Source organism: bacterium Unc6 (assembly GCA_013626165.1).
Lineage (GTDB): Bacteria > Omnitrophota > Gorgyraeia > Velesiimonadales > Velesiimonadaceae > Velesiimonas > Velesiimonas alkalicola.
Genome location: NDHX01000001.1, coordinates 166,556 through 182,807, shown reverse-complemented (window position 1 = coordinate 182,807; position 16,252 = coordinate 166,556). Strand labels below are relative to the sequence as shown.

Annotated in this window: 13 protein-coding genes and 1 tRNA gene; all 14 read right to left on the bottom strand. The window is 37.0% G+C overall.

The genetic code is table 11. From position 1 onward, the window contains the following. Positions 1–526: 526 nt before the first annotated feature. The 14 genes from B9J78_00970 to B9J78_00905 all read right to left on the bottom strand — a co-directional run bounded on the left by B9J78_00970 (position 527) and on the right by B9J78_00905 (position 15,630). Positions 527–1,753 carry a hypothetical protein gene (locus tag B9J78_00970; GenBank protein ID MBA2123510.1) on the bottom strand — a complete coding sequence of 409 codons (1,227 nt, stop codon included), beginning with the start codon at positions 1,751–1,753 and terminating at the stop codon, positions 527–529. Positions 1,754–1,911: 158 nt separating this feature from the next. Beyond that, on the bottom strand, positions 1,912–2,895 hold the full coding sequence (locus B9J78_00965; GenBank protein ID MBA2123509.1) for a tryptophan--tRNA ligase: 984 nt from the start codon (positions 2,893–2,895) through the stop codon (positions 1,912–1,914). A gap of 82 nt (positions 2,896–2,977) precedes the next feature. Continuing rightward, entirely contained in the window at positions 2,978–5,272 is a 2,295-nt protein-coding gene (locus tag B9J78_00960; GenBank protein ID MBA2123508.1) for a translation initiation factor IF-2, read from the bottom strand. After that, entirely contained in the window at positions 5,269–6,462 is a 1,194-nt protein-coding gene (locus B9J78_00955; protein MBA2123507.1) for a hypothetical protein, read from the bottom strand. Before B9J78_00955 ends, B9J78_00960 begins: the two co-directional genes overlap by 4 nt. Positions 6,463–6,770: 308 nt before the next feature. Continuing rightward, positions 6,771–7,241: a hypothetical protein gene (locus B9J78_00950; GenBank protein MBA2123506.1), complete on the bottom strand. Its 471-nt coding sequence runs from the start codon at positions 7,239–7,241 to the stop codon at positions 6,771–6,773. A gap of 353 nt (positions 7,242–7,594) precedes the next feature. Next, positions 7,595–8,302: a ribulose-phosphate 3-epimerase gene (locus B9J78_00945; GenBank protein MBA2123505.1), complete on the bottom strand. Its 708-nt coding sequence runs from the start codon at positions 8,300–8,302 to the stop codon at positions 7,595–7,597. Further along, the gene (locus tag B9J78_00940) at positions 8,277–9,335 is read right to left on the bottom strand and encodes a hypothetical protein (GenBank protein ID MBA2123504.1); all 1,059 of its coding nucleotides are present in this window, start codon (positions 9,333–9,335) and stop codon (positions 8,277–8,279) included. The genes B9J78_00945 and B9J78_00940 overlap by 26 nt, the downstream gene beginning before the upstream one ends. 35 nt (positions 9,336–9,370) lie before the next feature. Beyond that, positions 9,371–10,150, bottom strand: coding sequence for a hypothetical protein (locus B9J78_00935; protein ID MBA2123503.1), 780 nt, complete (start codon positions 10,148–10,150; stop codon positions 9,371–9,373). Between the two features lie 16 nt (positions 10,151–10,166). Beyond that, positions 10,167–10,241: transfer RNA gene (locus B9J78_00930), tRNA-Arg, on the bottom strand. Positions 10,242–10,259: 18 nt separating this feature from the next. Then, positions 10,260–10,580 (bottom strand): hypothetical protein, encoded by a 321-nt coding sequence (locus B9J78_00925; GenBank protein ID MBA2123502.1) that lies wholly within the window; start codon positions 10,578–10,580, stop codon positions 10,260–10,262. A 36-nt stretch (positions 10,581–10,616) separates the two neighbouring features. Next, positions 10,617–12,179, bottom strand: coding sequence for an RNA polymerase sigma factor RpoD (locus B9J78_00920; protein MBA2123501.1), 1,563 nt, complete (start codon positions 12,177–12,179; stop codon positions 10,617–10,619). Between the two features lie 268 nt (positions 12,180–12,447). After that, positions 12,448–14,175 (bottom strand): DNA primase, encoded by a 1,728-nt coding sequence (locus B9J78_00915; protein MBA2123500.1) that lies wholly within the window; start codon positions 14,173–14,175, stop codon positions 12,448–12,450. Further along, positions 14,165–15,118, bottom strand: a complete 954-nt coding sequence (locus B9J78_00910; protein ID MBA2123499.1) for an NGG1p interacting factor NIF3 — start codon at positions 15,116–15,118, stop codon at positions 14,165–14,167. The genes B9J78_00915 and B9J78_00910 overlap by 11 nt, the downstream gene beginning before the upstream one ends. Positions 15,119–15,138: 20 nt before the next feature. Further along, on the bottom strand, positions 15,139–15,630 hold the full coding sequence (locus tag B9J78_00905; protein ID MBA2123498.1) for a hypothetical protein: 492 nt from the start codon (positions 15,628–15,630) through the stop codon (positions 15,139–15,141). Between the last annotated feature and the right edge of the window lie 622 nt (positions 15,631–16,252).

The window sequence follows — 16,252 nt, the reverse complement described above, 5'->3', positions numbered from 1 at the left end:
CTTTCCTTACCGCTAAAGTTGTAGTGGCATTCTTATGTAACTTTATTTCCATACATTAAGTATACAACTTAATGTATCGTTAGTCAACAGTTTAGTTTCTCCAAAAGCTAGGTTCAATATACCACATTTCATTAAACCTGTCAAGCACAATTTTTGGAAAAACTTACCTGTTGCTGTGCAAGGGGCACATTACACAAACCTTGCTATTCGTCCCTATCCTACCACACCGTACACTATACCGTACCACGTTTGGAATGAGCGGCATAACAGGTCAGGCTTTCTGTGCTGGCCACATGGAGCCATTCCCCTTTCCTTTGGTTTGAGCTCCGCAATTGGGACATGTTCTAGCGCTTGTTGAAACTTGATTTTCACATTCCTTGCATTTTTTGAGAGCCATAATTATTGTTCTCCTTTCTAACAGCCCATAGCCTACAGCCTAATAGCCTGTCCTTTGTGTCTTCAGACAACACAGTTGACTGAGTATTTACATCTCACCTGAAACTTATCTTTCATAAAACAGGTGGGTTCATCCTTCTGCGACCTCCATTGCGATTTTTGCCCACCTGTCAAGTCTGTCTGGTTGGTTTCTCACGGTGCTTATGTCCTTGAGAATAAATTCGAGGGGGCACGAGTTCCGTCTGCAATGTTCAAGGATACTTAAAAGCTCTTTTCTGACAAGATCTTCGCAGAAGTTCTCCATGGCGATATGAGCCGGGTTAGGTTTGCTAGAGAAAACAAACTTTACACCGATCTCCTCGGCTCCTCTGGCGTGGTTTGCCCATGGGCTCATTGATACCTTGCGAACGTTTGGCATCTTCTTCACCTCGTTCATCTTGCCGTCAAGAGGTTCGCAGCATCCGTAATAGATGAGTCCGAAACGTTTGCAAATTTTGCTCGTGTATGCGACCTCGAACTCATCAAACATCTGTGGCGAGACGGTGGAGAGCATCTGAGCAAGACCGAAGTTCCAGATGTCCTTGCAACGGGGCCTGTCCGAATTATATCCGTGCGCTGGGAGCTCATCGGTATATGCCCCGGCGCAATGAATAAGGTTCTGCCGTTTTGGCAGAAGTCCCTGCTCCTCGAGTTGGTCAAAGGTTGCTGTATAGCCCTCGGTGAAGCGCCTCACCATCTCGTGCATAAATTCCGGCTTGTCTATCAAGGCTAATAGAGCATCTTCTACTCCCATCAATGTAGATATCACATCCCAGATGCCTATACCCGGCACCGAACCATTGACATTTACATCAAGAATTCCATCGAAGATCTCATGTGCCAGAGCAAGACGCCTGTCGGTCTCAGCCCTGTCGTGCTCTATGACAGGGATTTTGATTTTTTCAAGGTCTGCATCGGTTTGGAAAAGATTCTTGTATTTGTGGCTTACGACCTCGCTGTGCGGGTCTGTGGATATAGTTTCCTCCTGGATTGAGACGCCGAATCCACTATTTTTCACAGCATAGTAGACGTCAAAACATGGCTCCATAACAGAGTCTACAGGAAAATGGTGCCATTGATAAAGGTTTCGCCGCAGGTACTGTTCAAAATTGCGATACTCCGGATCATTGCATTGAAGTTTGAGTTCGTCAGAGCCTTCAAGTTCGCTCCAGCAAACCTGGTCAATCATGACCATTGGGCGTTCGGGTTTGAGTCCATTTAATTTCCGCCACAGCCGTCTTTTCTTTTCCTGCACCGAAAGGCCTGTGATTTCAGCATATTTTTTTGCAAGTTCGCGCAATATACTCTTGTCTTTCATTTTTCTCCTATGTTAACAGTCAATAACTCTCTCCTCCTTCTTTGGAATTGAGGGTTTTGAGATTTGTCACTTGACATTTATTTAGGATTTCGAGCACACTCTGGGTGTGGTGTCAAGGTGACAGGGTGTTAGAGCTCATAGGCTCTATTATAAAATGGTCAGGCCCAGACCTTTTTTCTTACCATTTCCATAGTTTCTTTTGCAACTTTTCTTGCTATATCTTCACCTTTTTCAAGTAATGTTTCTATTTTCTTTTTATTTTCTTCTATTTCTTTTCTCTTTTTCTGCATTGGTTCAAGAAATTTTGTTATTGCCTCTGAAAGATTCTGTTTGCATTGAGTACAACCAACTCTTGCTCCTTCACAATACAATTTTACCTCAGGGGCAAATTCCGGTTTAAACATCTTAAACCAACTAAATATATTGCATATATCAGGGTGTCCAGGGTCAGTTTTATATATCCTTTTAGGGTCTGTGAACATCCCTGATATTTTCTTTTTGATAATATCAGGGGCATCTGAAAGAAACACAGCATTGTTATAACTTTTTGACATTTTTCTTCCGTCAAGTCCTAGAAGTTTTGGGATGGATGTTAAAAGCGGTTGCGGTTCTTTAAACAAATCTCCGAAGTGGTGATTGAATTTCCTTACAATCTCTCTTGTAAGTTCTAAATGCGGAAGTTGGTCTTCCCCAACAGGAACACAATCGGCATTATACATAAGTATATCTGCTGATTGAAGGATAGGATAACCTAAAAACGCATGTGTTCCTATATCCTTTTCTTTTAGCTGTTCTATCTGTTCTTTATATGTGGGACATCTTTCAAGCCATCCAACAGGAGTGATGCAAGAAAGAATAAGGTGTAGTTCTGCATGTTCTTTTATATGGGACTGTATGAAAATTGAATTTTTTTCAGTGTCAATACCGCAGGCAATCCAATCTATTATATTATCTATTATATTTTCTTTTATCACTTGCGGATTTTTGTATTCACTCATAAAAGCATGCCAATCTGCCACCATATAAAAACATTCATACTCATTTTGCAATTTTATCCAGTTGTGTAAGGTTCCCACAAGATGTCCTAAATGAAGCCTGCCGCTCGGACGCATTCCGCTTAGTATTCTTTTTCTGTTTCCCATATTTTATATTTGAAATATCTACACCTTGACCCTGTTTAGAAATTTTTTATTTCTAACAGGGTTAACATCCTTGTTCTTATTCTTATTCCATTTTTTGTTCAACTTTTTCAGTTGTGTAACAGGCAATCTTATCATCTGCCTGAATATCATTCCATTTCAGTCCTATACCGCACTCAAACCCTTCTGTTACCTCTTTTACATCTTCTTTAAATCTCTTTAAAGAGTCAATCCTGCCTTCAAATACCTTTTCTTTCCCTCTAAAAACACGGGCAATAAGTCCTCTCTGTGCTTTTCCTCTTGTAACCCTGCAACCTGCTATTACCTCGCCTTTGCTAAATTTAAACACCTGTTGAACAATCGCTTCACCGGTAAAAACCTCTTTTGTTTTTGCTTCAAGCAGACCTGCCATAGCAGATTTTATATCACCCGTCAATTCGTATATGATTCTATATAATTTTACATCAACATTCTCTTTCTTTGCAATCTGTTCTGCACCGGGTTCTTTCCCGACATTAAATCCAATCACAATAGAATTTGCAGCAATCGCAAGCGTGATATCCGATTCTGTAATGTTTCCTACACCGGTATGTATAATTTTTAATTTTACATTTTTTGCCTGTATTTTATCAAGAGAATAGATTAAGGCCTCAAGCGAGCCCTGTACATCAGCCTTTAATATAATTTTTAACTCTTTAATCTGTCCTAATTGTATCTGCTGGGAAAGGTCTTCTAATGTTGAACGATGAGTGCCTATCATTTCTTTTTCTCTTAATATCTGTAGTCTTGAGTCCGATACCTGTTTAGCCTTTTTTTCATCCTCTACGCAATAAAACGATTCACCAGGTTGCGGAAGTCCGGATAAACCTGTTACCTCTATGGCATATGAAGGACCTGCAGATAAAATTCGTTTTCCTCTATCATCCTTAATGGCCCTTATTTTTCCCCAGTATGCCCCGCATACAACAATATCAGATGCTTTTAATGTCCCGTTCTGGACAAGGAATGTTACAAGAGGTCCGCTGTTTTTAGAAAGTCTACTTTCTATTATCACACCCCTTGCAAGTTTGTCCGGATTAGCCTTTAACTCTAACATATCTGCTTCAAGCAAAATCATCTCAAGTAGTTCTTCAAGCCCTTTTCCGGTCTTTGCAGAAACAGGAACAGTTATTGTCTTTCCACTCCAATCTTCAGGTGTAAGGCCAATTTCAGAAAGCTGTTTTTTTACAGCATCCATGTTTGCAGTCGGAAGGTCCATCTTATTTATAGCAACCATAATCGGAACATCTGCGGCTTTTGCATGATTTATTGCCTCTATTGTTTGCGGCATAATACCATCATCAGCAGCCACAACCAAAACCACAACATCGGTAGCGTTTGCTCCCCTTGCTCTCATTGCTGTAAATGCCTCATGTCCTGGCGTATCAAGGAATGTTACATGACGGTCTTTTACCTGCACATGATATGCTCCTATATGTTGTGTAATCCCCCCTGCCTCAGATGTCACAACCTTTGCTTTTCTTATCGCATCAAGAAGGCTTGTCTTACCATGGTCAACATGACCCATTATTGTTACAACAGGTGCTCTGGGTTTTAATTTTGATACATCTTCTTTTTCATCATGTTCTTTTATTATCTGCTGTTCGGTTGTAAGAGATCTTTGAATTTCAAAATTAAACAACCTACCTATCATTCTGGTAATGTCTTCTGTGATGTTCTGATTTATACTTGCAGCAATACGGTTTTCCAAAAGAAGCATACGCAAAATATCATTGGGTTTAACCTGCATCTTTGCGGATAGCTCCTTAATGGTTATTGGAAATTCAACAGAAAGAAATTTTGGAGGACCTTCAATAGTTTTTTTAAACAGACTAACTTCTTCCTGTTTTGATGGTGGGCTTATTACCTGCCTTTTAACGATAGCGGGCCTTCTTGTGGGGTACGCCTGCCTAAATATAATATGTTTTGATACACCCGCCGGTTTTGCCACGGACCACTGGTTGGTTGCCTTAACACTCTGGAAACTTTTTATCTTTTTTACCTCTTCTTCAATTTTCCCCTTAGATTTTTCTTCCGCAGGTTTTTCTTCTATTTTTTTTTCCAAAATAGGAAGGATTTCCGCTTTTTTAGGAAGCTTAACTGAAATATCTTCTGTTGTTTTTTGTTTTTTAGCAACAGGTTTTGCTTTTGGTTTAGTTTTGGGTTTTGGTTTTATTTTTGGCCTTGCTTCTTCTTCCAAAGATGCTTTAAGTTTTCTTATAGCTTCATCGGTTACAGGTGACATGTGGCTTGAAATATCAATTCCGAGCGCCTTCAATCTCTTCTGGATTTCTTGACTGCTTAAATTTAATTGTGTTGCAAACTCATAAACTTTTATCATTGCTTCTCCACTTGGCCTGTTTCTCTAGGGTCAGTTTGTTCTTCTGCCTTTTTTACAGTCTCTGACATAATCTTTCTTGCATTTTCTAATATTTTTTTTGCATTTTCCCTACCTATCTGTGGAATCTCTTCAAGCATCAACAGAGATGTATTTGCAAGTTCAGATAGGTTTGTAATAGATATTTTTTTGAAAGCCTGCATTATATCTTCATTTACACCATCAATACTTGCAAGCGGTATATTATTTTTTGTATCAAACTCAGACTGGCTATATATATCAATATCCCAACCTGTAAGTCTTGAAGCAAGACGAACATTTTGCCCCCTTTTCCCGATTGCAAGAGAAAGTTGATCGTCTGGAACAACAACATCCATCCTGTTTTCATTGGGATCTAACATTATATATGAAACTTTTGCAGGGGCAAGTGCAGCAGACACAAATTCTTTCGGATCATCGCTATACCTTATAATATCTATTCTTTCCGATCTTAATTCTTTAACGATATTTTTTACCCTTACACCTCTTTTCCCAACACAAGCTCCAACACAATCAACCCTGGGGTCTAATGACAAGACTGCAATCTTTGCCCTGTCTCCGGGGTCCCTTACACATCCCTTAATCTGCACAATGCCTTCATAAACCTCAGGCACCTCCAGTTCAAAAAGTTTCACAAGCATTCCAGGATGTGTTCTTGATAACACAATGGGCGCAAGTTTAAATGTTTTCCTTACCTCCACAACAAAAGCCCTTATAACATCTCCCTGTCTGTATCCATCTTTCAGCAATTGCTCACCCTTTGGAAGAAACGCCTGTATATTTTCAACATCAACTATTATATTGCCTTTTTCAATCTGATGAACAGAACCGGTTATAATCTTTCCAACCCTGTCCCGATAATCTTCAAATATAACATCCTTTTCAGCTTCCCTTAACTTTTGTAAAACAACCTGTCTCACAGTTTGAACTGCTATTCTTCCAAAATCTTTTAAGTAAATAACTTCGTCTCCTATAAAAAGCTGACAGTTTCCCGTTTTTCTATCTATCTTTACAGAAATCTCTCTTTCCTCATATGGAAGACTTTTCTTAACTGCAAGGACAATCGCAGACTCAATTGCATCAATAAGAACCTCTGGTTTTATGCCCTTATCTCTTTCTATACTATCCAGTACAGTAAAAATCTCGCCATTCATCTTTATCCCATTTGGTATTTAATATTAAATATTAGCGGTCATATGCAAGACGAAAATGAGCACTTAGTTTCCTCTCTGAGCTTTTATATAAATCCAAATTCCAAAGCTCAAATGACAAATGAAATCCAAAACTCAAATGACTAGAACCCTTAACCCTGAAAACATTTGACCCTGAACCATGTTAGAAAGTTATTTAATGCCAAAAGTGTTTATAGATATTAAGTTCTCTAATAGGGTTGATCTGACATTTGTCATTTGTCATTTATTTGACATTATTAAACTGCTCAAATTTATTTTGCCAATAACCATTAGCCTATATGTTGTTGTGCTCTTACAATGTCTTGCCTTAATACTGTTATAATTTTTTGTTCATTTTTAAGATTAACAGCGATCTCAATTCCATTGTCGTTAACACTTTTAAGCATCCCAATCCAGTCGTTTCTATTTTCTACCGGTTTATTTGTTATTATATGAATATCTTTACCAATTACTTTTTCAAAATCCCTTTCTGTCTTTAAGTGCCTATCTAAACCGGGTGATGAAACCTCTATAATATATGACACATTAGACATAGATTCTAATTTATCTACCCTGTCTCCTATTACACGATTCAGCCTTGCACAATGCTTAAGAGTAATTCCGTCCGGTGTATCAACAAGAACCTGTATATTAAGTCTTGCACCCTGTTGCTTAAAATTTATATCCACGACCTCTACACCGTCATTTTTGCACATAGGTGCAATAACAGAAACTATATCTTTTTCAAGGTTTATATTCATGTCTTCCCATACTAAAAAATCCGTTGCATAACCTCCATCATAGAACAGGCAACTGGTATCTGATGACAAATGCCAAATATCAAAATCCAAATGTCAAATCAAATCTAAAACCCAAATGACAAAAAGTACGACCTGTTGATATCTATTTGACATTTGAACTTTGAAATTTGGTAAATATTCAGCCAAGTCCGTCTGATAGTAACCCAGTAAACACTCAGTCAACTGCGTCGCCTGAAGGCACAAAAGTACAGAGTGACAAAGGTATAAAACATTAAAAAAAGAAGATAAAAGGACAGTCCACTTTGTGCCTGTGTGTCTCTGTGCCTAAAATATGAACGGTGTTTAGTGAATATTTATGATGTGTTATAACTACATAAGCTTTTTATTGCAACTCCCATATTTTTATTTCCAAAAATATATGTTCCGGCCACAATAACATTTGCTCCCGCATCTATACAAAGCCTTGCGGTTTCTTCATTTATTCCACCATCTACTTCAATAAGTCCATCCCAGAGTTTTCTTAAAAAAGATATTTTTTTAAGGACAGAGGATATAAATCTTTGACTGCCAAAACCCGGAAATACTGTCATAAAAAGAACCATCTGAACATTCTGCAAGAAAGGAATAACTGTTTTTATATTTGTATTGGGATTTAGAACTATGGTTTTTTTTACCCCACTGTCTTTTATCATTTTAAGTGTTTTTGCCATTCTTTTTCCTTTACATACCTCTATGTGAACGCCGAGAAAATCAGCCCCTGCATCTGCGAATGGCCCTATAAATCTTTCTGGATTATCAATCATCAGGTGGACATCAAGTGGAAGACTTGTCCAAGGACGGATGCTTTTAACAATCCCCGGTCCAAATGTAAGATTAGGCACAAAATGTCCATCCATAATGTCTATATGTATAAGGTCTGCCCCTGCTGTTTCGGCTTTTTTTATCTCCTTACCAATATTAGATAAATCACAGGCAAGTATGGACGGAGCAACCAATATTTTTCTCACCCTCTCACTGTTCTTTATCTCTTGTGGACTACATTTTCCCTGACATAATTGCATATATTCTTCCGATATCCTCTAATGTAATAAGCCCTACAGGACTTCCCTCTGACACAACAGGGAGCGCCTTAAAACCTGAACCTTGCATTATTTTATAAACATCTATTAAATTATCCTGAGGGTGCACTTGCGGAAATTGTTTTAACATAAGTTCTGCTGCTGTTTTTGTTGTGTGCCCTGAATGAAGAGCTGTCATAATCTTTATTCTCGGGACAAAACCCTCTATCCTGTTCTCAGATACTACTGGAAAATCCTCCTGGTGTGAATGAAATATCAAAGCAAGCATATCTGTAACAGATGTTTGCGGTGATACAGTTAAAAGTTGTTTATCAAGTATGTCAACAACGCGGTGGTCTTTCAGTGTCATTTTTATATCCACCTGCGTCTGTTCCTGATTTGAGGCAATATAAAGGAAAACTGCGATAAGCCCAAGCATTATATATCCTTTCCACAAACTTAATATAATAAATATTACTGCAAATACATTGCTTGTAATAACCGCAATATGTGTTGCTTTCCTGTAATTCATCGTCTGCGCAAGAAGCGCCCTGAACACTCTTCCGCCGTCCATCGGAAAAGCAGGCAGTAGATTAAAAAGACCGAGCATAACATTTATCCATATTGTTGCACCCAATGTATTCTGCCAGGTATCAATTCTTCCAAGTATGTTGTAAAGGGAATTATAGGGGAGTATGTTTTTCAGTATTATATATAATACAGTTGCTATAACAAAGTTTGATGCAGGACCTGCAAGCGATATTACAAGTTCATCCCTCGGTCTATCGGGCATCTTATCTATTGCGGCAATACCGCCGATTGGATAAAGGGTAATACTTTTTACTTTTATTCCAAAATACATAGCAGCAAGACTATGCATAAGTTCGTGAATTGTTACACAGGAAAATACAAACAGTATTAAAAATATTCCCTTCAGACCCGCAAGCACTCCGAATATCAGAGGAAGCAGAAAAAATGTAAGATGTATATTTACAGATATGCCAAATATATTAGCAATTTTTATGGAACCGCGCATTTTTTATCCCAATTAAATATTATTGTGTTGCAGTCTTACCTGTCCCGATTTGTCTTAGGGGCAGACAGGTAATTCTGTGAATGTACAGCAAAAATGATGTATCCCAAAACTATAAAAAGATATAGAAACCAGAAGCCGTGTAATTGTCTAAAACTGTTTATGAGGGTAGAAAAAAATGTTGCAGGCCATAAACAAAATACAGTAATCTTTACAGATTGTGGATAACTTAAATTTTTATTTAAGAAAAACGAGATTATATATGTAAATACGCCAAAGAAAAACCCCTGAAATGTTTTTGATACGATTGTGTATAAAAATGAAAAAAGCCATGTTAACAATACAAACCAGAACATTACGGTGCTCTTATATTTTTTAACAGTTTCTTCATTAAGAGTAAAATTTTTTACTATATTTTTTAGTTCGTACTGTCTTGTTTCCGCACTGCTTATCTTCTGATACATATTTGTATCTGTCAGAAGGATTGTATTTGCAGGTTGTTCTTCTAATACAGTCTGGCTTTTTGTATCAATGATAAACTTAAAACCATGAAAGTCCATTACAAATTTTTCTTCAGGTTGAGTGCTCAGTTTTCCGTCTTTGATAGTTATATTCGGAATCTGCTTATTTTCATACATTACGGTTAAATCATTAACCGCTTTATTTGAATATTTGTATACACCTATACCTATAAGGATTGATAATAAGAATGCAATAAGAACTATAAATGCTATACAGGACCTTACAGACACCCTTACAGCATCATTATAAAATTCTCTTTTGTAAAAGGAATACCTTATCGCATCCGTTATTTTCATATCACATCTTTTTATGCGCGCCTGCCCCGATTTGAACGGGGGGCACACGACTTCGTAGGTCGTTGCTCTATCCGGACTGAGCTACAGGCGCATAAAATGTCATTTCGGATTATTTTTCTTCAATACTTATCTTTATCCCGCCAACAATTGTGACAAAAAAATTATAAATTACAGCAAGACTGGTAAATCCGATACCTGCAATAAGTCCTAACACTGCCCCAACACCAAGTCCGGTAAATATTACTGCTGCTGTTCCTTTTTCAAGAAAAGGTGCAACTGTTATAGCAATTGGTCCAAGCATAGGTCCCAGGATTCCTACTCCTCTGATACCTGCAATAAGTCCTTGTAAGAGACCTATTATCATAAATAGACCTGCAAAAAACTTAAATGTAGAATATACACCTATTCTTTTTATTTCAGCCTCATACATATCTACCTCCGTTCTTGCCCTTACTTTTTTGGTTTTTCACAATGATTTTAGTTCCCCAACGGCTACTTCGAAAAAACTGCGCAGTCTTCTGCTTCTTGTAGGATGCTTGAGTTTCCTTAATGCCTTTGCTTCTATTTGTCTTACTCTTTCTCTTGTTACATTAAATATCAGTCCAACATCTTCAAGGGTTTTTGGAAGTCCATCATACAAACCGAATCTCAATTCAAGAATCTTTCTTTCTCTTTCATTCAAGGTTGAAAGAACACTCTGTATCTCTTCTTTTAACATAGAAGATACTGTTGCACTTGCAGGTGAAATAGCCTTTTTATCTTCAATAAAATCTTCAAAATGTGTATTCCCATCTTCTCCGACAGGTGTATGCAGTGATATGGGTTCCTGTGAAACCTTTAATATCCCTCTTACTTTTTCAACCGGGACCTTCATTTGATCTGCAATCTCTTTTTCTGCTGGTTCACAACCGTATTCCTGAAGAAGGGCCCTTGCCGCTTTATTGAGTTTGTTTATTGTTTCTGTCATATGAACAGGTATTCTGATGGTTCTTGCCTGATCTGCAATTGAACGGGTTATAGCCTGTCTTATCCACCATGTTGCATATGTTGAAAACTTAAAACCTCTCCTATATTCAAACTTTTCAACCGCCTTTATAAGTCCTATATTGCCTTCCTGTATAAGGTCAAGAAATGTAAGTCCTCTGTTTACATATTTTTTTGCAATACTTACAACAAGTCTGAGGTTTGCTTCTATAAGGTCTCTTTTTGTTTTTTTATAATTTTCAAATCTCTGCTTTATAACGTTTGCCCATTCTTGCGCTTCTTTTACAGAAGAACAACCGATATTTTTAAGTATTGGTCTTTGTTCTTTTTTCAGTTTATTATAAACAGACCGACTTTTTGTTCTTTCAACGGATTCTTGTATTTTTTCTAGCATACAACAACTTGTAAGTATTTCGTTTGTAATCTTTTCAACAATGTGTTTTGCAATGCCAATCTGGGTTACTATATTAAATATTGTTTTCCTGTGTTCAGCTCTTTTAAGCCAACCTACAATCCTGGGAAGATTTTTAAAAAGCTTTGAACGAATTACTTTTGAATCTTTGTTCAACATTCCTTCCGAGGATATCTCAAAGTTAAGAATAGCCTGTGAAAGTGCCAGTATTTCTATTTTTGCAGTTTTTGAGCCCAACACAGTTTCGCATAAAAGGTTTTCTGCTTCTTCAATCTCTTTTGCTATCCTTATCTCCTGTTCCCGTGTCAAAAGGGGTATCTGCCCCATCTGACGAAGATATAGTCTTATAGGGTCTTCTTTTAGAGCAAGTTCTTCAAGAGGAACAGGTATGTGTGAGACTCCTTCTTCAATATGAGATATTCCATGCGCGGGCAGGACCTCTATATTTTCATGGTTTAACATTGAAAATATTTCATCTATCTCATCTGCTGATGTTACATCATGTGGCAGAATATCATTTAGTTCGTCATATGTAAGAAATCCCTTTTGTTTCCCTATGTGTATAAGTTTATCTATATCCTTTGTTTTTTCTTCCTCTGGTATAAACTCTGTATTGACTAAATGTTTTTTCATAATACCCCTTGTTAAAAAGTTCAAAAATCAAACGACCCACTATCGTAGGTGCCCCGAAATCGAATTCCAAACACCACACCCAGAGGGTGCCCGAAATTCCAAATAAATATCAAATGTCAAATGACAAATCTCAAAACAAATTCCAAATACCCGTATTTCGTATACCGTATTCTCTCACCCGTTGCCCGTTGTCCATATTTCGTTTTTTTAACGGTATACGAAATATGATATACGGCTTTCACCAGTCACCACCTGTCGCATAAGGAACTTATATTTTGCTTTTAACTAATTTTTCTATATCTAAAATAATTTTTTTAACACTTTCTTCTTCTCCTTTGTTGTGAGCCTCTTTTAACCTTATATTGGATTGTATAATATTTTGCCGATTTTTCTTTTTCTTAAACCAGTTTAGAGTATCTTTCATCGCCTTTTCAGTATCCTGAATCTGACTTGTTTCTTGAATAATCTTAGATATAATACCTTTTTTATCCTCATCTATTTTTCCAAGTATAGAGGCGGCGCAAAGTTCCTCGTTTTCAATGCAAAGCTTAAATATATCTTTAACTGTTTGGTTTTCTATGTCATTTAAGGGAACCTGTTCTTTGCAGTTTTTACGAAAGCAGGGAAATACAAGAGCAAGACCTATAAACATCTTTTCTGCAATACTGATTTGTGTAGGTGACTGGTCACTTGGGATAATCCTTTGGGATTTTTGGGAAATTTTAGCAAACTGTTGTCTTATAGCAGATTCGCTTATAGAAAGTTTTTCAGCCAGCCTTGTTATGTATAAATCTCTTAAAACAAAATTTTCTATTTGCGCAATCGTTTCTAATAATTCATTAGATACCATCAAGGTATCCTGAAGGTCGTGTCCGGGATATTTCATCCTTGCCATTCTTATCCGATAGTCAAGTATATCTTCTGAGGTTTCTACGGTTTCTAAAAATTTGTCTTTCCCCTGTTTTTGTATAAATAAATCAGGGTCTTCATTTTCAGGAAGCCTCATTATGTTGACCTTAAAGCCTTTGGATATTGCAATATCAAGTCCTCTTAGTGTTGCAGACTGCCCCGCCGAATCAGAATCATATGAGAATACAATCTTTGATGTGAATCTGTTTAATGCCTGAATCTGGTCATGTGTTAAAGATGTTCCCAATGATGCAACAACATTGCCAACCCCGTTCTGATACACACTTATCATATCCATATAACCTTCAACAACTAGGACAAACCCCTTATCCCTTATCTTATCTTTTGCAACATCAAGCCCATACAGTATCTTACTTTTATTGTATAGGGGTGTTTGCGGAGAGTTAATATATTTGGGCCTGTCCATGGAATTATCCAGTGATCTTCCGCCAAATCCAACAATGTTGCCCTGCGTATCTTTTATAGGGAACATCAGTCTGTTTCTGAATCTCATATTCCAGATATTTGTCTGTCCTTTCATTATTATTCCTGCCAGTTCAAAATCATCCGATTTAAGGGCTTCTTTTTTTCCAGCCTCTAACAATCCTTCTGTGTTAAATCCACAATAACCTATCTTAAATATTTCAAGAATTTTTTGTGTGGCGCCTCTGTTTTTTATATACTGATGCGCTATTCTCCCTTCTGATGAATAAAGCATTTTTTGAAAATAGTCTGCTGCGGTCTGGTTTGCCTTTGAAATTTTGTGTATGGGTAACAAGGCAATATTGCTATTATTTTCAGGTATGGTTATACTGACATATTTTGCGACCTTTTTAACTGCCTCTATAAAACCAATATTTTCATATTTCATAAGGAATGTAAATATATTCCCACCCGCTCCGCATCCAAAACAATGAAATATCTGAAGTTCAGGATTGACAAGAAAAGAAGGGGTTTTTTCCTTATGAAACGGGCATAATGTTTTGAAATGCCTTCCGCTTTTTTTCAACAGCAGACAGTCTGAAATCACTTGAACAATATCTGCCCTGCTCCTTATATCTTCAATCAGTCTGTCATCAATTCTCATAATTTCTCTTGAAACCTGAGCAACACATTGTCTCTATATCTTTTGGTAAGATAGCATCAAACAATAAATTTAAACCAAGAATATCACTTGCAATATGACCGGCAATAATGACATTTATCTTCTGTTCTTGAACCTTTTTAAAATGTTCTTCGCTTAGGTGCATACACACAAGTGTTCCAACACCTGCGCTTGAAAGCCTGTCATAAAGTTCCATCGTTCCCTCTGTTCCGCCCGTCATATCAACCATAATTTTGCCGCACCTTGAATCGGGGCTTCCGGTAATAATTTTTGGACCGGCTTTTCTTTTTGTTGCTTCTTTGTACTCAGGTATTTGTCTTAATGTTTTAAGCACATCACCGACGGTATCCGGTTTTACTGTATCAAATTTTTTTTGTAAAAAATTCCATACCGCATTATCAGCAGGCGTATGAATGCACAAGAACGGGATGTTCAATAACCTTGCGGCATCAACCGGCTTTGTATGATTTACAGGCATAATTTTTCTTGAAACCTCCGATATCCTCTGACTTGTATAAAAATCGGCAAGGTGTAGTGGAACACCAAATGTGTTTAATAAATCTGCCTGAAGTCCCATTACCTCCGGCAATCCGGCAAGAGCGCAGCCCTGCGGATGATGTGAAATAATTGCGTCTATTTTTTTCCCTGTACTGGACAGAATATATGAAAGAATAATTTCTGATGTATCAATATCAATCCCTACAAGTATTCTTTTAATTTGTGTATCAGGACTTCCATTCAGGATGCGTGTGTCAGAATAAGGATTATAAAGAGATTCTGTATCAAAAAACTCCTTTTCATCCTCATCTTTTTTTTCATATCCTTTTTTTACTTTATCCAGTTCGGTTAATACAGCCTTTTCGCCTCTCGGATCCCATGTGATGCCCTGTTTTATAGCAGACTGATAGAGAGATTTGATGTCCATAGTAATCCTTTCTCCTAAAATTAAAATACCTTAAAAAACCAACTATGAAGTTCAACCGGGATGCGGCTTAACCAGTATCCAAGGAAGGAGCGCTCAACACTGGTTCGCAGATATTCAAGGTGAATAAGTGTGATTGCAAAAATTATAAGACTTGTTCCCAATATCCCTCTTAATATGCCAAGTGATAATCCGCCTGGTTTTTCAATACTTGCAGAGAATTTTAATTGGACAACCTTTTCAAGAAAGATGCTTGCCAATTTAATAGTTAGAATACAGGTTGCCGCTAATATTATAAACCATATAAAATCCCCGTAGGTTTCAGGTATAAGAAATCTTGTCTGGGTCCATGATGAAAGATTGTCATAAAAACGCAGAGATACAAACATTGTAACAACAATACCTATAAATTTGAAAAATTCAAGTGTAAGTCCTTTTGTCCAACCCACAAAACCGGCTCTTATCAGCAATATAATCACCAATACATCAACCCAATTAAATGTACTATGAGGCATAAGTCTCCACTACAAATATACCATTAATTTTTATAAAAGTCAAGACTTTGTATAAGTTATACACATATGCAACATATTAGTATTTTCAATAAAATAATCCATAAGGCTTTTAAGCAATAAATGGGGTCAACTCTATTTTCTCTAAAAAACCAATGTAGTATTATTAAAAAAAGAAAATAGAGTTGACCCCATTTATTGTTATTTACACATATTAAAAAAAAGTTATTTTTCTTTCCACCATCCTTGAACAAGCGTTTCTTTTGCCATCTATGTTGCTTTTGCATCGTTAGATTATTTTATTATTCTTTCTATATTTTGAGTATTCCTAATCTTTCCACTACTGTTAAGCCTATCTGTTCTTTGCCCCTTGAGAAACAGGCAGGCATCAACGACTACCAAGAGTGAAGGAAACCTACCAAAACTTCTTAGCATATAATCAGGAGGGAGCTACTCTTTTAACAATGGCAAGGTTATCTTATAGGATTGCTAACCCTGTTAGAAGTTTTTAGCGCGTATAAAACCTCTAAACAGGGCTAACCAGAAAGCAACAAACTTAAATGAGGATTTGCTTGAAAGAAGAACTAAGAAGTAAAGGGTTCAGAAGGGCTTACAAAATTGTAAA